This is a genomic window from Agrobacterium vitis (assembly GCF_037039395.1).
Lineage (GTDB): Bacteria > Pseudomonadota > Alphaproteobacteria > Rhizobiales > Rhizobiaceae > Allorhizobium > Allorhizobium vitis_E.
The window spans coordinates 2,415,439-2,437,837 of record NZ_CP146242.1; the positions used below are offsets into that span (position 1 = coordinate 2,415,439).

Annotated in this window: 18 protein-coding genes; 10 read left to right on the forward strand and 8 right to left on the reverse strand. The window is 57.6% G+C overall.

The features are described from left to right. The first annotated feature begins 190 nt into the window (after window positions 1-190). The 3 genes from V6582_RS13710 (at window position 191) to lysS (ending at window position 5,418) form a co-directional block, all read left to right on the forward strand. Window positions 191-1,951 (forward strand): SLC13 family permease, encoded by a 1,761-nt coding sequence (locus V6582_RS13710; RefSeq protein WP_156631765.1) that lies wholly within the window; start codon window positions 191-193, stop codon window positions 1,949-1,951. Between the two features lie 397 nt (window positions 1,952-2,348). Further along, a complete protein-coding gene (gene gltX, locus V6582_RS13715) occupies window positions 2,349-3,803 on the forward strand; it encodes a glutamate--tRNA ligase (RefSeq protein ID WP_156631766.1) in 1,455 nt (484 codons plus the stop codon). A 118-nt stretch (window positions 3,804-3,921) separates the two neighbouring features. Continuing rightward, entirely contained in the window at window positions 3,922-5,418 is a 1,497-nt protein-coding gene (gene lysS / locus V6582_RS13720; protein ID WP_156631767.1) for a lysine--tRNA ligase, read from the forward strand. A gap of 93 nt (window positions 5,419-5,511) precedes the next feature. On the opposite strand, the gene V6582_RS13725 is transcribed toward lysS, so the two are convergent. Continuing rightward, the gene (locus V6582_RS13725) at window positions 5,512-6,744 is read right to left on the reverse strand and encodes a hypothetical protein (protein ID WP_156631768.1); all 1,233 of its coding nucleotides are present in this window, start codon (window positions 6,742-6,744) and stop codon (window positions 5,512-5,514) included. A 190-nt stretch (window positions 6,745-6,934) separates the two neighbouring features. After that, window positions 6,935-7,840, reverse strand: coding sequence for a DMT family transporter (locus V6582_RS13730; RefSeq protein WP_156631769.1), 906 nt, complete (start codon window positions 7,838-7,840; stop codon window positions 6,935-6,937). 560 nt (window positions 7,841-8,400) lie between these two features. Between V6582_RS13730 and V6582_RS13735 the strand changes: the two genes are divergently transcribed. Next, a complete protein-coding gene (locus tag V6582_RS13735) occupies window positions 8,401-8,976 on the forward strand; it encodes an SH3 domain-containing protein (RefSeq protein ID WP_197434374.1) in 576 nt (191 codons plus the stop codon). Between the two features lie 64 nt (window positions 8,977-9,040). On the opposite strand, the gene tal is transcribed toward V6582_RS13735, so the two are convergent. Next, window positions 9,041-9,997 carry a transaldolase gene (gene tal / locus V6582_RS13740; RefSeq protein WP_070166893.1) on the reverse strand — a complete coding sequence of 319 codons (957 nt, stop codon included), beginning with the start codon at window positions 9,995-9,997 and terminating at the stop codon, window positions 9,041-9,043. A gap of 216 nt (window positions 9,998-10,213) precedes the next feature. On the opposite strand from tal, the gene V6582_RS13745 reads away from it, so the two are divergent. Together V6582_RS13745 and V6582_RS13750 are read left to right on the forward strand one after the other, a co-directional pair. Beyond that, on the forward strand, window positions 10,214-11,191 hold the full coding sequence (locus V6582_RS13745) for a sugar-binding transcriptional regulator (RefSeq protein ID WP_337739249.1): 978 nt from the start codon (window positions 10,214-10,216) through the stop codon (window positions 11,189-11,191). Window positions 11,192-11,502: 311 nt separating this feature from the next. Further along, complete coding sequence (locus tag V6582_RS13750) at window positions 11,503-13,341, forward strand: ATP-binding protein (RefSeq protein WP_156631771.1); 1,839 nt, start codon at window positions 11,503-11,505, stop codon at window positions 13,339-13,341. A 44-nt stretch (window positions 13,342-13,385) separates the two neighbouring features. Here the strand turns inward: V6582_RS13750 and V6582_RS13755 are convergent, their stop codons facing one another. After that, entirely contained in the window at window positions 13,386-14,273 is an 888-nt protein-coding gene (locus V6582_RS13755; RefSeq protein WP_156631772.1) for a methylated-DNA--[protein]-cysteine S-methyltransferase, read from the reverse strand. 81 nt (window positions 14,274-14,354) lie between these two features. Continuing rightward, window positions 14,355-14,837, reverse strand: coding sequence for a DUF2244 domain-containing protein (locus tag V6582_RS13760; protein ID WP_156631773.1), 483 nt, complete (start codon window positions 14,835-14,837; stop codon window positions 14,355-14,357). A 44-nt stretch (window positions 14,838-14,881) separates the two neighbouring features. Here V6582_RS13760 and nth point away from each other — a divergent pair, with 44 nt between their 5' ends. Further along, window positions 14,882-15,646 (forward strand): endonuclease III, encoded by a 765-nt coding sequence (gene nth / locus V6582_RS13765; protein WP_156631774.1) that lies wholly within the window; start codon window positions 14,882-14,884, stop codon window positions 15,644-15,646. Here the strand turns inward: nth and V6582_RS13770 are convergent. The 3 genes from V6582_RS13770 to V6582_RS13780 form a co-directional block, all read right to left on the reverse strand. After that, window positions 15,626-16,351 carry a sulfate transporter family protein gene (locus V6582_RS13770; RefSeq protein ID WP_337739242.1) on the reverse strand — a complete coding sequence of 242 codons (726 nt, stop codon included), beginning with the start codon at window positions 16,349-16,351 and terminating at the stop codon, window positions 15,626-15,628. The genes nth and V6582_RS13770 overlap by 21 nt on opposite strands. A 135-nt stretch (window positions 16,352-16,486) precedes the next feature. Then, the gene (locus V6582_RS13775; RefSeq protein WP_070166885.1) at window positions 16,487-17,251 is read right to left on the reverse strand and encodes a TerC family protein; all 765 of its coding nucleotides are present in this window, start codon (window positions 17,249-17,251) and stop codon (window positions 16,487-16,489) included. A 115-nt stretch (window positions 17,252-17,366) separates the two neighbouring features. Beyond that, on the reverse strand, window positions 17,367-18,059 hold the full coding sequence (locus V6582_RS13780) for a TetR/AcrR family transcriptional regulator (RefSeq protein WP_156631775.1): 693 nt from the start codon (window positions 18,057-18,059) through the stop codon (window positions 17,367-17,369). A gap of 162 nt (window positions 18,060-18,221) precedes the next feature. Here V6582_RS13780 and V6582_RS13785 point away from each other — a divergent pair, with 162 nt between their 5' ends. From V6582_RS13785 to V6582_RS13795, 3 genes are all read left to right on the forward strand, one after another. Further along, a complete protein-coding gene (locus V6582_RS13785) occupies window positions 18,222-19,487 on the forward strand; it encodes an HlyD family secretion protein (protein ID WP_234889667.1) in 1,266 nt (421 codons plus the stop codon). Between the two features lie 50 nt (window positions 19,488-19,537). Beyond that, a complete protein-coding gene (locus tag V6582_RS13790) occupies window positions 19,538-21,115 on the forward strand; it encodes a DHA2 family efflux MFS transporter permease subunit (RefSeq protein WP_156631776.1) in 1,578 nt (525 codons plus the stop codon). Window positions 21,116-21,356: 241 nt separating this feature from the next. Continuing rightward, window positions 21,357-22,397, forward strand: coding sequence for a LacI family DNA-binding transcriptional regulator (locus V6582_RS13795; protein WP_156631777.1), 1,041 nt, complete (start codon window positions 21,357-21,359; stop codon window positions 22,395-22,397). The last annotated feature ends 2 nt before the right edge of the window (window positions 22,398-22,399 follow it).

A 22,399-nucleotide genomic window follows, 5' to 3' on the forward strand; every position in this document is an offset into this window, starting at 1 on the left:
CAGGGTCGCCTGAAGGCTGTAGACTTGATCATCATGCTCGAATTGTGAAATGTCACAGTCGCGTTGATGTTGTTGTCTCGTGTGCATGCTACTCTCAAAGAGTGCAGGGTGCCGGAGCGACGGCGTAACGGTAAGGAACAAACCGGCACTTCAAGCCTTTTGAGCCCAACTCTGACCAATCCGGACATGCATGACGACTCAACAGATTTTGGCTTTCTCCGTCATCGGCCTGATGATGGTGGCTTTCATGTGGGACCGTATCCGCTACGATGTGGTGGCGGGGCTGACCCTTCTAGCGGCAATCGCTCTCGGTCTGGTGCCAGCCGACAAGGCGTTTTCCGGGTTCAGTGACGATATCGTCATCATCGTCGGCAGTGCCCTGGTGGTCAGCGCCGGGGTGGCGCGGTCCGGCCTGGTCGATGCCGCCATCAAACGGTTCTTCCCCAACCTGACATCGATGCGCGCCCAGATACTGCTTCTGGTGCTGACGGTGACAGTGCTGTCGGCCTTCATCAAGAATATCGGCGCATTGGCCATCATGATGCCGGTCGCTTTCCAGTTCTCGAAGAAGTCAGGGACGCCGGTCTCCGCCTTCCTGATGCCGATGGCGTTTGGCGCGCTTTTGGGCGGGTTGATGACCCAGATCGGCACTTCGCCCAATATTGTCGTGTCCAAGCTGCGGGGCGAACTGACCGGGACGCCTTTCACCATGTTCGACTTCACCCCTGTCGGCGCGATCCTGGCCGTTGCCGGGGTGATTTTCCTGATGCTGTTCTATTGGCTGGTGCCCAAGCGCCAGAACCAGAATCCGACCTTGCAGGAAGCGCTTGGCAATTCCAATTTTTCCACCGAGGCGACCCTGCCCGAAGGCTCGGCACTATCAGGCAAGCCGCTGCGCGATCTGTTGAAAGCCACCGCCGGCGAGGTGATCGCCACCGCCATCCTGCGCGGCCACAGCCGTATTTCGCCTTTTCCGGATATGGTGTTGAAGGAACAGGACACGTTGCTGCTCGAGGGGCCATCCGATGCGCTCGACCGGCTGGTCAGCCAATCCGGCCTGAAACTGTCGGGCCGGGAGATCGGTTCGGGTGGTGAAATCACCGCCATTGAAGCGGTGGTCGGGCCGGGGTCGCCGCTGGAAGGCCTGACGGCCCGCGATGTTTCGTTGTTCAATACCTATGGCATCAATCTGCTGGCCGTCAGCCGTCGTGGCAAGCGGCTGAAGGAGCGGCTGGCGCATGTGGCCTTGCGCGCTGGCGATGTCGTCGTGCTCCAGGGCCGACGCACCGCTCTGCCAGCCGCGTTGCAGACACTGGATTGCCTGCCGCTGGCCGAGCGCGAAATCCTGCTCGGCACCAGCCGCAGCGCGCTTATCCCGGTGCTGATCCTGATTGCCGCGATGGGATCGACGGCGCTCGGTCTTGCCCCGGTGCCGATTGCCTTCTTTGCGGCGGCCCTGGCGATGGTGGTGTTTCGGGTCATTCCGCTCAACGATTTTTATCAGGCCGTCGATGGTCCGATCCTCGTCATGCTGGCGGCACTGATCCCGGTCAGCGATACCTTGCGCAGCACCGGCGGAACCGATGTCATCGCGGCTTGGCTCGGTCATGTTGCCCATGGGCTGCCGCCTTATGGTGCACTGGCACTGATCCTGGTGACCGCCATGGCGGTAACGCCGTTTCTCAACAATGCCGCCACGGTTCTGGTCATGGCGCCGATTGCCGCCAGCTTTGCCCATAATCTCGGCTTCCGGCCCGACGCTTTTCTGATGGCGGTGGCAATTGGCGCCGGTTGTGATTTCCTGACCCCGATCGGTCATCAATGCAACACGCTGGTAATGGGGCCGGGCGGTTACAAATTCAGCGATTATCCACGCCTTGGCCTGCCGCTGTCGCTGTTGATCATTCTCGTTGCCATCCCGGCACTGATCGTCGTCTGGCCATTGAAATAGCCATGGCGCAGCGGGCCCCGAAAGGTAGAGGGCCTGAAATGCCGAAAGCCTGCGTTGGCGGAACGCAGGCTTTCAAGCGGGGGACGGGGGTTTTAGGTTCACGGGGTTCACAACCGTTTTCCTGCACGTCTAACGGACGGCACCGGAAATGGTTCCGCCAAATCTGATATTTTTTGATTTTTTTCGCGATCCTTTTTCAAGATCCCCTATCACCGGCCCTTGCGTTCCGGCCAATGCTTGGGTTTTCCTTGACGCTTGGCCTTAGATATGGCCTAAGGCCAGCCAAAGGATTATCGCTGGAAGCCTGCCTTGAGCGTGGCTTTCACCGCGTCCAGATCATCAAAATGCGATGGCTTGGCTCAGCCCGATCCTCGCCTCCATGACCACGAGCAAAATCATGACCACTTCCGGCGTCCGCGTCCGTATCGCTCCTTCTCCCACCGGTGAACCGCATGTGGGCACAGCCTATATCGCGCTGTTCAACTATCTGTTCGCCAAGAAACACGGCGGCGAATTTATTCTGCGCATCGAAGATACTGATGCGACCCGCTCGACCGCGGAATTTGAGCAGAAGGTGCTGGACGCGCTGAAATGGACCGGCCTGACCTGGGCCGAAGGTCCTGACGTCGGTGGCCCCTACGGTCCCTACCGCCAGTCCGAGCGCAAGGACACCTACCGCCCCTTCGTCGACAAGATGGTGGCAGAAGGCAATGCCTTCCGCTGTTTCTGCACGCCCGCCCGGCTGGACCAGATGCGTGAGGCGCAGCGCGCGGCGGGCAAGCCGCCCGGCTATGACGGTCTCTGCCTGCATTTGAAGGCGGAAGAAGTCGATGCCCGTGTTGCGGCAGGCGAGCCCCATGTCGTGCGCCTGAAAATTCCGACCGAAGGCTCCTGCGATTTCCATGACGGCGTTTATGGCGACGTGTCGATCCCGTGGGAAAGCGTCGACATGCAGGTTCTGTTGAAGGCCGATGGCATGCCGACCTATCACATGGCCAATGTGGTCGATGACCACCTGATGAAGATCACCCATGTGGCGCGCGGCGAGGAGTGGCTGGCCTCTGTGCCGAAGCATATCCTGATCTACAAATATCTCGGTCTTGAGCCGCCGGTGTTCATGCATCTCAGCCTGATGCGCAATGCCGACAAATCCAAGCTGTCGAAGCGCAAGAACCCGACCTCGATTTCCTATTATTCGGCGCTGGGCTATCTGCCAGAAGCACTGATGAATTTCCTTGGCCTGTTCTTCATGCAGATCGCCGAGGGCGAAGAGCTGTTGACCATGGACGAGCTGATCGCCAAGTTCGACCCGGATAATCTCTCCAAGGCGGGCGCGATCTTCGATATCCAGAAGCTTGACTGGCTGAACGGACGCTGGCTGCGTGAAAAGCTGACGCCGAACGAATTCCTGGGCCGCGTTCTGACCTGGGCCAGTGAAAACGACCGGCTGACCGAAGGCCTGAAGCTCGCCCAGAGCCGGATCACCAAGCTTGGCGAATTGCCGCCGCTGGCAGGCTTCCTGCTGGCCAATGATGTCGGCCTGACGCCTGCCTCATTCGGCGGATTGAAGACCAGCCCGGCGGAAACGCTTGAGATTGTCACCACTGTTCAGGCCGATCTGGAAAAGATCCTCGAATGGAATGTGGCGACCATCGAGGAAGAGCTGCGGGCCATTGCCGACCGGTTGGGCAAGAAGCTGCGCGTCGTCACCCCACCGCTCTTCGTTGCCGTTTCCGGCAGCCAGCGGTCGCTGCCGCTGTTCGACAGCATGGCGCTGCTGGGCCGTTCCGTGGTGCGCCAGCGCCTCAAGGTAGCCATTCAGGTCTTGACCTCCATGGCCGGTGCTGCCTGACAGGCAAGATCCTCCAGTTTTTGAGCTCTCCCCTTTATCAGGGAGGGCTTATCATAGCCCTTTTCAGCCGCTATGCTCCACAATTGATCCAAGAATTTCGTGCCCGATAGGCGAACCAATGACCGAACAAAACACCGAAACCGCCCTTTCCTCCGACGCCACCGAAGTGCGCCGCCAGAAACTGGCGCTGCTGCGCCAGCAGATCGGCGATGTCTATCCGGCTCACTTCCACCGCACCGCCACCACGGCCGAACTGGCCGAAAAATATGCGGATCTGGCACCGGATACGGAATCGGGCGATACGGTCACGGTTGCCGGGCGCATTTATTCCTCGCGCAATTCCGGCATGTTCATGGACCTGCGCGATGCCTCGGGCAAGATCCAGATCTTCAGCCATAAGGACATGACGCCGGAAGCGGCGCGCGCCATGCTGCCGATGATCGATCTGGGTGACATTATCGGTGTGACCGGTAAGGTTCGCCGCACCAAGCGTGGTGAGCTGACCATCAACGCTGAAACCATCACCATGCTGACCAAGACGCTGCTGCCGATGCCGGAGAAATACCACGGCGTAACGGATATCGAAGTGCGCTATCGCAAGCGCCATCTCGACATTCTGACCAATGACGAATCCAAGCTGCGCTTTCAGCAGCGCTCGAAGATCGTTTCCGGCATCCGCCGCTTTATGGAAAGCGATGGCTTCATGGAGGTGGAAACCCCCATGCTGCAATCCGTCTATGGCGGTGCGTCTGCCGATCCGTTCAAGACCCATCACAACACGCTGAAGCAGGACATGTATCTGCGCATTGCGCCGGAACTGTTTCTGAAGCGCACGCTGGTGTCTGGCCTTGCCGACAAGATTTTCGAAATCAACCGCAACTTCCGCAATGAAGGCGTGTCCACCCGGCACAATCCTGAATTCACCATGATGGAATGCTACTGGGCCTATGCCGACTACGAAGACGTGATGGATCTGGTCGAGCGCCTGTTTGCCGACCTCGCGATGCGCATTCACGGCTCAACCGAATTTGCCTTTGGCGATAAGGAAATTTCCTTCAAGGGTCCGTTCAAGCGCGTTCCCATGCCGGATGCCGTCAAGGACGTCACGGGCATCGATTTCCTGGCCATCAAGACCGATGAGGAAGCCCGCGCGGCGGCCAAGGCGGCTGGTTTTGCGGTCGAAAAGGACTGGACCTGGGGCGAATGTCTGTCCTTTATCTTTGAAGAAAAGGTCGAGGGGACGCTGATCCAGCCAAGCCATGTGACGCATTTCCCCAAGGACATCTCGCCTTTTGCCAAGGAAGTGCCCGGTGAGCCGCGTCTGGTGGAACGGTTTGAGACCTATTGCAACGCCTGGGAAATCGGCAATGCCTTTTCCGAGCTGAACGACCCGGAAGAACAGCGCAAGCGCATGGTCGAACAGCTCGAACAGGCTCATGCCCGTGGCGAAAAGGACAAGCAGCTCGACGACGAATTCCTCGACGCCATCGACCAGGGCATGCCGCCAGCAGGCGGGCTTGGCATCGGCGTCGATCGGCTGATCATGCTGCTGACCAATGCGCCGTCGATCCGTGACATCATTCTGTTCCCGGCGCGGCGCGCCAAGGTCGATTGATCGCGCGGACCGAGAAGCCGGGCTGAAAAGCCCTATAGCATCGTGCCGACTGCGTGTTCTGCACGATGCTATTTCGGTGCGATTCTGGTGTCTTTATCGCAGTGAAATTCCGCGTGGCAGAACCGATGGTGTGGCGCTAGGCTCTGTCACCAGCGGTTTTGAATCACTCTGCGTTTCGGCTTTCGCAGTGGTTTCTGCTGTCGGCTTATCTGTGCCTGTGACCATGGATTTGATCGAACTCAGCCAGCCCTTACTCTCCACGGCCTGTGGCGTCGGATCGGCTGCGGCCACTGGCGATGGTGCCGCCGGAGCAGATGCCGCTGCGGGGGACGCAGGTGCCGCAACGGGTTCTCCTGCCTTTTCGCTACCTGCGTGTTCAACACTTTGCTGTTGAGTGGACGCTTTGTCGGCGTTGGCCTGATGAGGGGCCGCGTTGTCGGAGTGGCTGCCATCCTCAGCTTGGGCAAGAGGGGGGGCATGGGCAGGAGTGGCTGCATCGGCAAGAGGGTGGGCATCGGCAGCTGGGGCGGCGTCATGCGCGGGTGCAGCGGGTTTTTCTTCAGCGCCGAAAATCATGCCTTTAAGCGAGGCAATCAAGCCGGGCTTTTCCTCAGCTGGCGCTTCGCTGCCATGAGCCTCGGCTGGAGCCGCTTCACCATGTGCCGCCTCGCCATGTGCCGCCTCACCATGCGAGCTCTGCCCTTCCTTGGGTTTTTCCTTGGCGTGCCCATCTTCTTTCGCGTGGCCGCCTTCTTTCTTGCTTTCGCCTTCGGGCGTGGCAAGGACCGGCTTTTCGCAAGGGGCGGTGTCCGTCAGCTTGGCCATCATGGTGCTTGCGTCGGCCAGCGGCATTTCCACCCGCTCGCCGTAAAAATCGCCATTGCTATTCGCCTGTTTGTCGACATAGCGCGCCGTCAGGCTCTGCATCTGCGCGGTTTCGGCCAGTTGGGCTGGATTGGGAATATAAATGACATCTGCGCCAATGGCGCGGCCACGAATGTCGGATTGGTCCTTCGGCCCTTTCTTATCGAGCACGACGACCTGGACGAGATCTGGTTTTTCCGTCTCTGCAACGGATTTGGCGATGCGGAGCGCGGTCTTGATGCGGGTTACTCCATCGGTTGCGTCCGTGGTGACATATTTGCGCACCCACAGCCGGTCCTTGCGCTTGATGGTGGCCGATTGCAGTTCCATGCAGGTCAGGCCGTTGACCTCGCTATAGGATGGCCCGAGCAGCGCATCACGGCCGATATAGACGGCAGCCGAACCCGTGGCGCCACACAGGACCGCAACGCCGCCAACGATCAGAAGGAGCTTGCGCGACAAATGGATTTTGCCTGGCAATAGCTTCACGACACACGATATCCCATGGCCCACTCCACAAACGCAAAACACCCCCCAGTTTTAGGAGTTTCCTGTTGCCGAAGGCTTAATTGGGTATATTCGTTTTTCTTTATCGTCGGATATTCTCAACCACGGTTAATGAGGGCGTAATCAGTTCCCGTATGAAGTTTAGTTAAGAAGCAGGTTCTGCAATAGATTGAACCTCAAGGGCTTTTCGCCGTGCCACCACCTGTTCGCGCCAAACCGTAAACAGACCCGCTCCCACCACAATGACCGAGCCCAGCACCATATTGCGGGTCAGGCTTTCGCCAAACACCGTCACCGCGATGATCGAGCCCAAGACCAGCTGGTAATAGGCAATCGGTTGCAGCACCACGGCATTCAAATGCTCATAGGCCTTGATCAGCGAAAAATGCCCGGCAATGCCGGTGCAGCACAGCGCCAGCATCCAGAACCAATCCTGTCTGGCAATCGGGGCCAGGAAAAATGGCGCCATGCAATTGGCCCCGACAAAGCCGACCATGCACATATAGAAAAAGCTGGTGACGGGCGGATCATCACGGCTGACCAGCCGTGTCAGAATGCCGTAAATAGCCCCTGATAGCGCGCAGAACAGCGGTAGCACGACCAGCAGGCTGAAACTGCCTGAGCCCGGCGAAAGGATCAGCACCACGCCGAGCATGCCGACCAGGATCGCCGTCCAGCGCCGCCAGCCCACCTGTTCGCCCAGCAGTGGCACCGATAGCAGCGCCACGAAAATCGGCCCGGCGGCAAAGATCGCCTGCGACTGGGCAAGCCCGACATAATGAAAGGCGGCAATCGACACCAGGATCTGCGCACCCAGCAACAGGCCCCGCAGGATTTGCAGGATAGGCCGTTTGGTTTTGACTGTCGCGACCAGACCATTGCGGCTGCGGGCGGCCAGAATGAGCGCGAAGATCGCAAAGGCCCAATAGCGTACGGTGGCGACCACGACCGGCGAATAGCTATCGCCCAGATGCTTGGAAATGCCATCCTGCATGGAAAACACCGTATAGGCGGCAAAGGCAAAGACATAGCCAAGCGAAGTCGATTTCATCATGTCAACAAACGGAGAAAAGGGCCATCGAAGAGAGGCGAGGCCATGAAAGCAAGGGAAGAACGCGAATACCGCGAAGACCCTACCTTGTCATCATCGGGGAACGAAAACAACGCCCCAAGCTTATTTATAGTCGAAATCACAAAGTACACGACGCTATTGTTTTTACCCGTGGCTTACCTCCTCTGGCTTGCCAGCCATCTCCCCCTCATGGGGGGAGATCGGCAAGGAGTAAAGGCCACGTATCTCTGTAGCGATTGAATATGCTGGAAATAACACGGTTACTGTAGGCTAAGTGGTTTCCACATATCGATCTCCCCCCTTGAGGGGGAGATGTCCGGCAGGACAGAGGGGGGGTAACTCCGGATGAACACCTTAGCGTCGTGTACTTTGTCGAAATCAATCATAAACATCATGATGGGCAGGGTCGGCACTCCATATAGGCCGAGTGTCCACCTGAATTTAACGGATCGTCGGGTAAGATAATGTGACGGTGAAAATGTAGCGCACCGCCGCCCACAGAAAGGCCAGCAGGCCTTTTCCAGCAACAGGAGAATGCCATGCTTCCAGCAGCCAGTCTCAGCCGCAGGCTTTTATGCCGAATGACCGGGCGCAGCATGCTGGCGTTTTTCCTGGCATTTACCGCCATGCCGGCCTTTGGCCAGACGGTGATCCCGGCGCCCTCAGTCAATGGCGAGGGGAATGGCACGGCAGGCGGAATGGATTTTCCTGATCCCTATCTTTGGCATGTCACCGGCCTCAAGCCCGGTCAGCAATTGCCGGTTCTGTCGGGTGCAGGGCCGAATTTCCGCATCATTCATGCGCTGACCGAAGGCACGCCGGTTGATATGCAGAACTGCATGGAAAGCCGGGGCGGTTATTGGTGCCGGATCGCCACCGTGGACCGACCACGCATCAGCGGCTGGGTGGATGGGCGCTATGTCGTCAAAACCGGCGGCGATCCGCCGGGGATGATTGGCGGCGTGCCGGTTGATCCGGTGATTGAACTGCCAATTGGCAAGGGCAAGGGAGGGAAAGGCCAGGGCGGACAAGGTTCCGGCTGGCAGAACAATGGCAGCGGCTATGCCAACCCGTTCGGCAATAGCAGCGGGACGGGCGGCAATAGCGACGAGTAAGGTGTCGCGGTAATGAGAAAAGGGCGCAGCCTTCGCCACGCCCTTTTTTAAGAGATCATCGAAATCAGGCTTCGAGTTTCTTTGCAATCATGCCGCGCAGGGTGGCGAGATCCTTGGCGAAAGAACGGATGCCTTCGGACAGCTTTTCGGTCGCCATCGGGTCTTCATTCAAGGCCCAGCGGAACGCCTTTTCATCCATCGATACCAGAGGATCGGGCGTGGTCTTCTCAGGTGAGAGCACGCGCGGCAGGTCGCCAGTTGCGGCATCCAGCTCATCCAAAAGCGCCGGGCTGATCGTTAAGCGGTCGCAACCGGCAAGCGCTTCAATCTCGCCCGCATTGCGGAACGACGCGCCCATGACAATGGTTTCGATGCCATTGACCTTGTAGAAATTATAGATCTGGCGCACCGACACCACGCCCGGATCGGTCTCAGAGGTGTAGTTCTCGCCGGTCGATTTCTTGTACCAGTCCAGAATGCGGCCAACGAAGGGCGAAATCAGGAACACCTTGGCTTCGGCGCAGGCAATCGCCTGGGCGCGGGAAAACAGCAGAGTCAGGTTGCAGTCGATGCCTTCCTTTTGCAGCACTTCGGCGGCGCGAATGCCTTCCCAAGTGGAGGCGAGCTTGATCAGGATGCGATCCTTCTCGATGCCGCGCTCCTTATACTGGGCAATGATGGCGCGCGCCTTGTTGAGCGAGGCCTGCGTATCGAAAGACAGATCAGCATCCACTTCGGTCGAGACCCGGCCCGGAACGATCTTGGCGAGCGCTGCCCCAACCGAAATCGCCAGCCGGTCGGCAATCGCCTCGGTCACGGCATCAGAGGCGCCACCTTTGGCCTTGCCCCATTTGATCGCCTCTTCAAAGGCATCGGCAAACATGTCGGTACCCAAGGCCTTCAGCACGATGGTCGGGTTGGTGGTGCAATCCACGGGCTTCAGGCGCGTTACGGCCTCAATGTCACCGGTATCGGCGACAACCGTAGTCATGGCGCGAAGCTGTTCGAGTTTCGAAGTCATCAGGCAATTCCTTCAGGTCACATAGGGAATGAACAATGAACACTGGACGGTCATTTCCGTTCCAACACGTCTTTGCGACGTGCGAAACATATCCTCTGTCCTTTGATCTGAATATCGTTATGGCAGAGTGCCAAGTCAAGACATTTGTCCGTTGGATTTGACATATGTTGCATGGCTTGCGATAGTTGGGAGACGAAAAAAGGGATATTGCGCATCGTGGTCAAGCTTCGCCGGGAGACCCAGAGCAGCTATTCGGAAGCGGCATCGCTACGGCTTCGCGCCGCCTGGCTCTATTATAACCAGGGCCTGACCCAGAAGGATGTCGCCGAACGGCTTGGCATCAGCCGCTCGACGGTGATCCGGCTGCTGGATGAGGCGTTGAAGCGCTCCGAAGTGCAGATCTGGATTGCCGAGGGCATCGACGACTGCGTCGAGCTGGCTGTGAAGCTGGAGAAAAGCTTCGGCCTGGATGAGGCCGTGGTCGTGCCATCCTCTGCCGGGCAGGACGCCGAAGGCATCGCCCGCGCCGTCGGCCTGGCGCTCGGCCAGTTCCTGACCGAAGTGGTCACCGACAATGCAACCATCGGCGTCGGCTGGGGCCGCACCATGACGGCGTCGCTTGCCGGTTTTCGCCCGCCGCGCCGGGAAAACTGCAAGGTCGTCTCATTGCTGGGCGGCATTGTCGCCGTTCACCAGACCAATCCCATTGACTATACATGGCGGCTGGCCAGCCAGCTCGGGGCGGAATGCTATATGTTCCTCGCCCCGCTGCTGGTCGATAGCGTCGCCACCAAACGGGCGCTGATTGAGGATTGCGGGTTGAAAACTCTCTATGACCTCGCCGAAAACCTCGACCTCGCCGTGGTCTCCTGCGGCGATATCCGCCCGCAATCCACCTCGCTGTCGGAAGGCTTCATCAGCCGCGCCACGCTGAACGAACTGATCGAGGCTGGCTGCGTCTGCGACACCATGTTCAACTTCCTCGATGCCGAAGGCCGCTCGGTCTGCCACCCGATCAACGAGCGGGTGATGTCAGTTAATCTCGACACGCTGAAAAAAGCCAAGCATATCGTCATCGCGTCGGGCGGCGCCCACCGCGCCATCGCCATCCGCGCCACCATGCGCCGTATCGGGTGCAACACGCTGATTACGGATGAGGCGGCGGCGAGGGAATTGTTGGGGTTGGAGGGGTGAGGGGAGGATGGCTGTTTTCGGCCAATAACACTGTTTACTAAAATGATGGACGGCTGTTGTGCACGACTTGTTGCATTGATAATTGCAATGGTATTGATCGGAAATTGAGCCTAAATCGCCGTATTCTCGATGCCTCGACGAAATCGACTTAGTGTTTGCAGCCTCCTTTTGCTGTCGCTGGATGGCTTTGGTTCTGCCGTAATTTTGGTGGGCTTCATGGTAATATCTCATTAAGCCGAAATATGATTATTTTATCGTCCGGCACTAGCGGCGCACTTGTTTGCTTTGGTCCGCTTCACTAGGAAGGCAGCATGGCACGGATCAATCTCAAGAAGTTTATTGCCGAACATTATAAGGGCGGCGTCACGGCACGGGATGTCATCCGCGAGGGTATAACGAATTCGATCCACGCTGGTGCGAAGTCGATTTCAGTCGACCTGTGGTTCGAAAAACAAGCGGGCCTGTTTGGTGATGAAGAGCGTAACGTCTTAGATAAGATAACTATTTCTGACGATGGCGAAGGATTTACGCAGGAAAATCTCAATTATTTCGACGAAATTTGCACTGGCCACAAAGATGATATTGGTGGCAAGGGTGTTGGTCGTCTTGCATTCCTTAAGTATGCCAATCGTGTCGAGATCTGGAGCCAGCTACCAACTCATCTCGTAGAGTTTCGTTATACGGCTGAATTCAAATTGGAGGACGTGAAGCAAACTGCGACGACTGGTAAACAGAAAACGACGATTATTATTTCTGAACTAAAGGAGAAGATCAATACGCAGGTCGCTAAACTCGTAAACTCAATGTGCGACGATCTGCGACTTTTGCTGTTTCTAAAGAAACAAGCTGGCCAAATCGTATCGATCAAATTTACACACAACTCCAGGCAGCAGTTCCCGGAAGATTTTGTGTTTTCAGGTGAGCGCATCGAAGCTTTGAAGAAAAGAAGTTTCGAGATGTGTGGTGAGACATTCGATTGTTATTTGTTTCGTGAAGATATGCCACGAAAAGGTATCATAGCAATGCTTTGTGCGGACGAACTTTGTGTAGAAGAGTGTCATATCAGCAAGCGGTTCGATAGTTGCCGCTATCTTATCTCAATCACTTCGCCATATCTAAACCGCAGCTCTGATATCGAGCGTCAGAAGCTGGAACTACCGAAGACCGATGAAGATACTGATCTAGTCTCACCGATTAGCCGTGAAAAACTCGTCCCACGTATTCATGAAGAATGCCTTGCCATGGTCGATGAGGTCGGGAAAGGTGATATAGAGGCCTTCAAACTGGCCAATATTGAGAAGCTAAAGACATATTACCCCTTCATTACGTTAGATTCACTGAATGGGGATGCAGCCATGCTGGATGCTGATCAGGTCGTAAAAACCTACAGAGCACAACAAGCCAAGCGTGAAGACCAGCTTGTTGAAGCTATGGAACAAGGTCGCAAGGTCGATTTCGATGACATATCACATCTCGCTAGCCACGATTTGGCACGGTTTATCATACACCGTGCATTGTTAATAGACTCCCTTTCCAAGATGCCGCGAGAGTCGGCAGAACATGTCCTCCATAATGCTATACTGCGGAAGAATAGTGACGGTAATGATATTCGCGAGAACAATATTTGGCTCGTGGACGATAAATTTCTGTCCTATAGCAGTATCTATAGCGATGAGACTTTGGCGAAAATCATCCGAGACGTTGGTGCAGAGACAGAATCAAAACAACAGCGCAAGCCGGATGTTGCGGCGTTTTTTTCCAAAGACAATGAAGGTCATCCGAACAAACTTGTCATCATTGAATTCAAGAAACCCGGCGCTGATATTTTTGAGAACAACAAAGCGCTCGTCCAGTGTCGTTTGTATGCCTCCGAACTTGTTGACCGGATCAGCACCGTGAGAGAAGTTTTTGCCTTCTCTATTGTGGAGATTGACGATGAATTTTACAAAGACATGAAGAGGACTGGCTTTAAAGACGTATTTTCCTTGAGTGAGCGAGTTGTCTATGATGATTTCAATATCGGATCGTCGGATAACATTCCACTGCATCTCTATGTCATGCCGACGTCATCGTTGATTATAGATGCAAAGGCCAGAAACCGCGTTTTCGAAGAAGTGTTGCGGTTCAACATGACACGTGAGGAATCATAACTTAAAGTCCGCTTGGGCCTGATAAATGGATCATCGCCCACCAATCACCCCACCTGCCCAGCCTCCCAGCCGAGCATCGCCCGCTTCCGCGTCAACCCCCAATGATACCCCGTCAGCGCCCCGCTTTTACCCAGCGCCCTATGACACGGCACGACAAAGGAAATCGGGTTGCGGCCCACCGCTGCTCCCACGGCGCGGCTGGCGGTGGGTTGGCCGATTTTCTGGGCGATGTCGGAATAGGTGACGGCGCGGCCAAGCGGGATTTGCAGTAGGCTTTGCCAGACCCGGACCTGGAAATCCGAGCCGATCAGGACGACGCGGAGCGGCTGTTCCGCCTGCCAGCAGGCGGGATCGAAGATCCTGATCACATAGGGTTCGATGGCCAGCGGGTCCTCGACAAAATTGGCCAGCGGCCAGCGCCCAGCCATGTCGGCGTAGCAGGCGGCTTCTTCGCCCGGATCGCAAAAGCCGAGGCCTGCCAAGCCGCGATCCGTCACCATCACCAGCGCCTGGCCGAAGGGGGATGTGTGGAAGCTGTGGCGGATGGTCAGGCCCGCGCCTTTGGCTTTCCACTCGCCCGGCGACATCGCTTCATGGCTGACGAACAGGTCATGCAACCGGCCCGGTCCGGACAGGCCAAGCTCCAGCGCGGTTTCCAGCAAAGGCAGGCCTTCATGGCCCAGCAGTCGTTTGGCATGATCCAGCGTCACGGCTTGCAAAAACGCCTTGGGCGACAGGCCAGCCCAGCGGGTAAAGGTTTTCTGCAACTGCGTGGGGGATTGGCCAAGCCGCTCGGCAATGGTTTCCAGCGCCGGTTGCTCCCGATAGTCCAGCGTCAACATCTCGATCACCCGGCGCACGGTCTGGTAATCGCTCCCTTCGGGGGTGATGTCGCTGGCGCCTGTTTCAAAACTGCGGGCAAATGTGGTCATGGCACTTTTCCTTTGGCTCAAAGGGTTTGACCATGACAGGCCGTGCTGTGCCACCCGTTTCTTGCCATGGGGTGACAGAAATCAGATCCGCTGCGTTACCGTTGCCAAGGCGCCGCGAAAAGCCTTGGCAAAGCTTTCGCGATCATCGGGATTGAGGAAGGAGCCGACATCGGTGGCCCGGCCTTGCCCCTGCACCGACATCGAGATGATCCCGAACTCCTCGTGGCGGCGGACGAAAAACCGCGCCCAGAACGGGTTCCAGCGAAATTCCGTCATCCGCCCCGAGGGGGTGAATTTGCGGATCGAGACGGCGGTGCGCGACACGGTGACTTCTTCGCGGGCTTTGGCCGCCCGGTAATTCAGCCGGAAGGCACCGTAGAGCAGCAGAAAATCCAACCCGAAGAAAAACCCGATTGGCCAGGCGCCCGTCGTCAGGAAAAACCCGCCATAGCCGACACAGACCAGGCCAGACAGCATCAGCATGATGCGAAACCCCTTTCGGCCCAGCGACCGATAGGGTACCAGTTCGGCAGCGAAAATCGGTTGATCGGCAACCTCGCCCATGGACGCCATCCTTCTTTCCCAACCTACCAGACCATGACAGACCCATGAAATCCAGCACTCAAACTTTGAAAAAGTCAATTTCTTCCAGCTCTCAGCCCAAGCCAACGGGACGAAAAGTCGCGGTCCGCAGCGCCTATTCCAAGGCCGAGCTGGAGGAAATCTTCCGGCGGTTTTCCGTGCAGCGCCCGGAACCGAAGGGCGAGCTGGAGCATGTCAACCCGTTTACCCTTGTCGTCGCCGTAGCCCTTTCGGCGCAGGCGACCGATGCGGGCGTCAACAAGGCGACCCGCGCCCTGTTTGCCGTGGCCGATACGCCGGAAAAAATGGTGGCGCTTGGCGAAGAGAAGGTGCGCGACTATATCAAGACCATCGGCCTTTTTCGCAACAAGGCGAAGAATGTCATCGCGCTCAGCCAAAAGCTGATCGACGATTTCGGCAGCGAGGTGCCGAAAACCCGCGAAGAACTGGTGACGCTGCCCGGCGTCGGCCGCAAGACCGCCAATGTGGTGATGTCCATGGCCTTCGGCATTCCCACCATGGCTGTTGATACGCATATTTTACGGATCGGCAACCGCATCCGGCTGGCGCCCGGTAAAACGCCGGATGAGATCGAGGAGATCCTGATGCGGATCATCCCCACGCACTATCTCTTCCATGCCCATCACTGGCTGATCCTGCATGGGCGCTACTGTTGCAAGGCCCGCAAGCCGGAATGCGAGCGCTGCGTGATTGCCGATCTATGCAAATCGCCGGAAAAGACCTGCGACGTGCCCGCACCGCTGGTGGAGCTACCGCCGCAGATCCTTTGAAAACTGCGGATCTTTGACGGACAGCATCTTGTGCAGATGCACCATCAGCCCCGCGGCAAACAGCGGCGTCAGCAGGTTGAGGATCGGGATTGCCAGAAACGCTGCAATCACCAGTCCGGCCAGGAAGATCGTGCCGGAATGCTTGGCGCGAAATTGCCGCGCCTCAATGGTCGGGCGCAGCCGCATGGCCGCGAATTCGAAAAACTCCCGGCCCAGCAAATAGCCGTTGACCAGGAAAAACGCGATCAGGTTGATGCCCGGCACGAAGAGCAGCATGAAGGCGATGAGATTGCCGAGGATGACGATGCCGAAAAATTGCAGCGATTGGACGATGGCGTCGCCAAGCCGCATGGCCGTGCCCGGCGCATCGGTTGGGTAATCCCGCTTTTCCACCACTTCGGCGACATCATCAAGAAACAGGCCGGCAATGATGGCGGTGACCGGCGCCAGCAGCAGCGCCAGCACCAATGCCAGGCCAATACTGGCGACAATGCCGAGGATCAGCACCAGCCAGCCGGCCCAATCGGGTGTTGCGGGGAAAAACCCTGCAAACCAGGGCCAGAGATAGAAGATAAACAGCTCACGCAGCGCCAGCCACAGCCCGGCCAGGGCGGCAAGCGTCAAGCCCAGCACTTTCCAGAACACCGAACGGGTTTCCGGCGCAAACAGATTGCGCAGCGACAGCATGGCGGCATCGAAGATCACAGGCAGCTCCCAAGGCAGGACCAGAATGACAGATCAGAACTGTGAGGATGTGGGAGGCGGAATGCCGCCGTGCAAGAGAAAGAGTAACAGTAAGAGGAAGAGAGCAAGGGAAGCCCCTTGCTCTCTCAATCAATGTCAATGCAGTTTCTTGCGCGCCGCGTCCTCGGCTTTCGTCGCCTGCTTCTTGCGACGCGCCATCATATTGAGGCCTTCGACAAGGGCAGAGAAGGCCATGGCGGCGTAGAGATAGCCCTTCGGCACATGGAAGCCCATGCCATCGGCAATCAGCGTCATACCGATCATCATCAGGAAGCCCAGGGCCAGCATGACCACGGTCGGGTTCTTCTCGATGAAGCGGCCCAGCGGGTTGGCGGCCAGCAGCATGACGGTGACGGCGAAGATCACGGCGATCACCATGATAACCACATGTTCGGTCATGCCGACGGCGGTGATGATGCTGTCAACGGAAAACACCAGGTCGAGCAGCAGGATCTGGCCGATGGCAGCCCCCATGGTCGTCGTGGCGGTGCCGATGAAATCGCCTTCCTTGTCAACCGGGTCGACACTGTGATGGATTTCCTTGGTGGCCTTCCAGACCAGGAACAGGCCCCCGGCAATCAGGATCATGTCCTTCCAGGAGAAGCCATGGCCGAACAGGGTGAAAACAGGCGTTGTCAGCTGAACGATCCAGGCGACGGTGCCAAGCAGGCCGAGGCGCATGACGAGTGCCAGACCGATACCGATCTTGCGGGCCTTGTCTCTCTGCCCCTCCGGCAGCTTGTTGGTGAGAATGGAAATGAAGACCAGATTGTCTATTCCCAGCACCACTTCCATGACAATCAGCGTCACAAGAGCGATCCAGGCCGCCGGATCGCTGAGCAAATAGGTAAAGTCCTGCATAAAATCGATATCCCCCGTGCAAAAAGCGCATTGCGACACAAATAGGGAGCCGATGCCGCATCAGCAAGAGCGGCAAGTCATGTGAGATGACCATCAACCGTGTGGTGGTGATTACTCAGTTGGCCGCTTGCGCCTCAAGGCCGCTTTTGGCCTTGCGATCATAGGCGAGCATGAAAATATGCAGGGCGTTGTCGATGATGTAGTCGATTTCCGCCTGCGGCGGCGGCACTTCGATTTCACCGAACAGCCGCTTCTTGAAATAGGAGCCGGTGGCCAGTTCGATGAACTGGCGGGCGGCAAGCTCGGTATCGGCTATCTCGAGACGCCCGGCCTTGACCTGGACCTCCAGATAATCCTCCAGAACCGTGCGGACGTTTTCCGGTCCAGATTGCATGAAGCTCTTACACAGGTGAGGCATGCGGTCTTGCACGGCCAGCAACATGCGCATGGCCGGAATCATCTCGCTGGTGAGGATGTAATCGGTAAAAGCCCTGGCGTAACGGCGCAGAGCATCGTGCAGGTCGATCTCGTCCGCCAGAATATCGCGCAGAGCGGCGGCAAATTTCTGCTTCTGAGTGTTGATCAGCGCGGCAAACAGATCTTCCTTGCTCTGGAAATAGACATAGATCGTCCCCTTGGACACGCCGGCTTCCCGGGTGACATCGTTCATGCTGGCCGCATCGAAGCCATGCTTCATGAAGGCGCGTTTGGCACCGTCCAGGATCTGGTCGCGCTTTGCCGGATCTTCACCCGCAGCGAAGCGTCCTGAAGCGGCCTGGGCGGGTTTTTCATCGTCGACGACTGTCATGCTTGGGTGTCTTCGCTCATATGGGGCATTTGCAGCACAAAAATTAACTTTAGATGGCGGGCACTCATTTGTTCTCTTGATATGCGGTATGAATTGGCCTATGTCAAATCGAACCGAACGGTTCCGTTCGATTGTTTCCGCCTTATGCTGTATGGTGACGCTATGTCTGTTTCTCCCAGAAAGGGCGCGATCCGCGCCGTCGATACACAGGACCAATCGGCTGCACAGGAGCGTTCCGCCTTGAACGAAGGTGTGACCAGCGAGGCCGGTTCCGATCCGCTGACAGACGACGCGACGGCACGCGATGCCAAGGCGCGGGCTGAAGCCGCATCGCCAGCCGCAACGGTGGCGCCTGCCGCGGGACAGGCCCCGCCGAAGAAGCGCCGCAGCCCCGTGCTGCCGATCGTCGCGCTGGCGGTTCTGGCGGGTGCGGGCTATTACGGCTACAATTACTGGACCGAGGGCCGGTTCATGATCTCCACCGACGACGCTTATATTGGCGGTGATATCGCGGTGATCACACCGAAGGTGACCGGCTATGTCAAATCGGTCTCGGTGACCGACAACGATCATGTCAAGAAGGGCGACGTGATCGCCACTCTCGATGACGGCGATTACCGCATTGCGCTCGATCAGGCCAAAAGCCAGCTCGCCACGCAGAAGCTGACAGTGGAGCGTATCGAGGCGCAGGTGCAGGGCGGCGAAGCGGCTCTTCAGCAATCCAAGGCCCAGCAGGCATCCGCCGAGGCGACGTTGCGTACGGCGCAATTGTCCTTCAAGCGTGTCACGGATTTGCGGGCCCAGTCGGTGATGTCTCAGTCCGAGCTGGACACGGCAACTTCGACCCTTGCCGTCGCCCAGGCCAATGTGGATGCTGCGGTTGCAGCCGTTGCCTCCTCCGTTTCAAGCATTGCCGTCCTCAAGGCCCAGAAGGCTGAGGCGCAGGCTGGCGTGTTGACGGAGGAAACGGTCGTTGCAAAGGCCCAGCGTGATCTGGATTTCACCGTGCTGCGCGCGCCTTATGACGGTGTGATCGGCAATCTGGCCGTTCAGGTCGGCGATCTCGTGTCGAGCAGCAAGCGGCTTGCCTCGCTGGTGCCGGTTGGCAGGCTCTATATCGATGCCAATTTCAAGGAAACGCAGCTGTCCGGTATCGTGCCGGGTTCCAAGGTGCGGGTGCATGTGGATGCCTATGACGAGCATGCCGTTGAAGGAACAGTCGTGTCGATTGCCGCAGGTTCCGGTTCGATCTTCTCGATGCTGCCGGCTGAAAACGCTACGGGCAACTTCACCAAGGTCATCCAGCGGGTTCCGGTACGGATCTCCATTCCGCAGGACGTGCTCGACAAGGGTTATCTACGCGCAGGCTTGAGTGTTGTGGTCGATGTCGATACCCGCACCGCGCCCAAGGCACCTGACGCGAAGTAACACGTCGCTAAGTAAAAAGCACCGCAAGGCACGGATTTCGAGGCAGGATCATGACGGAAAATGCAAGCACGGCCGGACCGGGCGAGGTTCCGCACACGCTGAGCCGGCGCGATGTCATCGGCTTTCTGGCGATGGTGTTCGGCATGTTCATGGCCATCCTCGACATCCAGATCGTCTCGGCATCGCTTTCCGAAATCCAGGCTGGTCTTGGGGCCGGTTCTGAAGAAGTGTCCTGGGTACAGACGTCCTACCTGATTGCGGAAGTGATCATGATCCCCTTGTCTGGCATGCTGGCACGGATCGTGTCGACCCGGGTGCTGTTTTCCTGCGCGGCGGCTGGCTTCACCGTTGCCAGCGCCATGGCAGCGACCGCCACCAATATCGAGCAGATGATCATCTACCGCGCCATCCAGGGCTTTATCGGCGGCGGCATGATTCCCTCGGTTTTCGCGGCGGCGTTTACGATTTTTCCGCCCTCCAAACGCAGCATCGTTTCGCCGATCATCGGCCTGGTCGCAACGCTTGCGCCAACCATCGGCCCGACGGTCGGCGGCTATATCAGTCATGCCATGTCGTGGCACTGGCTGTTTCTGATCAACGTGTTCCCCGGTATTATCGTCACCCTCGTGGTCTGGACATTCGTGGACTTCGACAAGCCCGACAGATCGCTGCTGGCGAAGTTCGATTGGTGGGGCCTGTTTTCCATGGCGCTCTTTCTGGGGGCGATGGAATATGTTCTGGAAGAGGGAAATAACAAGGACTGGTTTAACGACGAGCGCATCGTTTGGGGCGCTCTGCTGATGACCGTGGGTGGGGTGGTGTTCTTCTACCGGGCCTTCACCTGCGAGCAGCCCGTGGTCGATCTCAGGGCTTTTTCCAATCGAAATTTTGCCTTCGGATCACTGTTCTCCTTCGTCATGGGCATGGGCCTCTATGGCTTGACCTATCTCTATCCGCTCTATCTTTCACGGATACGCGGCTATGACAGTCTGATGATCGGCGAAACAATGTTTGTTTCGGGTCTTGCGATGTTTCTGACCGCGCCGCTTGCTGGGATATTGTCCACGAAAATGGACCCGCGGCTGATGATGGCCTGCGGCTTTACCAGCTTTGCGCTTGGCACCTACATGGTTACGGGCATGACCGCCGATTGGGATTTTTACGATTTGCTGGTGCCGCAAATCTTGCGTGGCTGCGCATTGATGACGTGCATGGTTCCGATCAACAATATTGCCCTTGGCACTCTTCCTCCCGAGCGGATCAAAAATGCGTCAGGCCTCTACAATCTGACACGAAATCTCGGTGGTGCCGTCGGGCTGGCGATCATCAACACACTGTTGACCCGGCGCACCGACGAGCATTATGCACGCATGGTCGAACATGTGACATGGAGCAAGCCAGCGGCGATGAAATGGCTCGAAACGCTTTCGTCCAATTACGCGTTTTATGGACTTGATGGTGATAATGCAGCCTTGAAAAAGCTGTCCGGCATGGTCAACCAGCAGGCATGGATCATGGCGTTTATGGATGTGTTTTTAGGGATCACAATCTTGTTTGTTGCACTAACGGCACTTTCTACCATGATAAAAAAACCTGAAGGTGCCGTGCCCGCCGATGCGGCGCACTAATTGATTTGACTTTCCGCTAGAGAAAGCAGGTCAAGGCTTCGTCGGGTAAAAGACCCCCCGTCATTCTGGTTAGGTAGAGATTTTTACCTAGCCATTAATTCCCGCGATCCACCGCAGAAAACTTGGCCGCCACTCACCTGGCGGCCTTTTTTTGCTCAAGGCTGATGTACGTACATCAAAAAATCATTTACGGATGCGGGGTCATGGGATAAAGGTCAAATCCTGGCAGAGAGATGGGTAGATGAAGCCGACGGTTCATGACATTGCGGCACGGGCGGGCGTCAGCTTGGCGACGGTGGACCGGGTTTTGAACAATCGCACCGGCGTCAGCGCTGCGACCCGCGCCCGCGTGGAAAGCGCCGTTGGCGTGCTTGGCTATGTTCGGGATCTGGCGGCGGCCAATCTGGCCAAAGGCCGGATTTATCCTTTCATCTTCATCCTGCCTGCCAATGACAATTCCTTTATGCACGGTCTGCGCCTGCAAGTGCTTGACGCTGCCAGCCGGGCTGGCATCGAGCGAACCCGCATCGATATTATTGATGTTACGGCCTTCGATGCCGGTTCTTTGGTCGCGGCCCTGGAAGACGCTGCGGCACGCCAGCCCGCTGGCGTGGCAGTGGTGGCGGTGGATGCGCCGGACGTGGCTGCGGCTGTAGCGCGGTTGCGTGGTGCAGGCGTGGCCGTGGTGACACTGGTCTCGGATCTCAGCGGTGCCGAGCGTGACCATTTCGTCGGCATAGACAACCGTGCCGCCGGGCGCACGGCAGCCAGCCTGCTCGGTCGGTTTACCGGCGGACGGCAAGGGACCATTGCAATTGTCGCCGGGTCGATGCTGGTGCGCGACCACCGCGACCGGTTCGAGGGATTTCGCGCTGTGATGGCCGCTGAATTTCCGCAATTGACCTTGCTGCCGGTGCTGGAAGGCCGTGACGATCCGCATCATGTCGAAACCCTGCTGCAGGATCTGTTTTCGCAATTGCCTTATATAACAGGCCTCTACAGCCTGGGTGCAGGCAATCGCGGTCTGATCGCCGCGCTGGAGCGGCTGGATGCCGACCGTCGCCCCCTGGTGATCGCCCATGAATTGACGCCGGTGACGAGAGCGGCACTGGTGTCCGGACTGATCGATGCCGTGCTGAACCAGGACGCCGGACATGAAGTGCGCAGCGCCATCCGGGTGTTGAAGGCCAAGGCCGATGGGGCGGCGGTGCTGGCGGCGCAGGAACGTATTCGTCTCGACATATTTCTCAAAGACAATCTGCCAGAGCAAGAACAGCGATAACA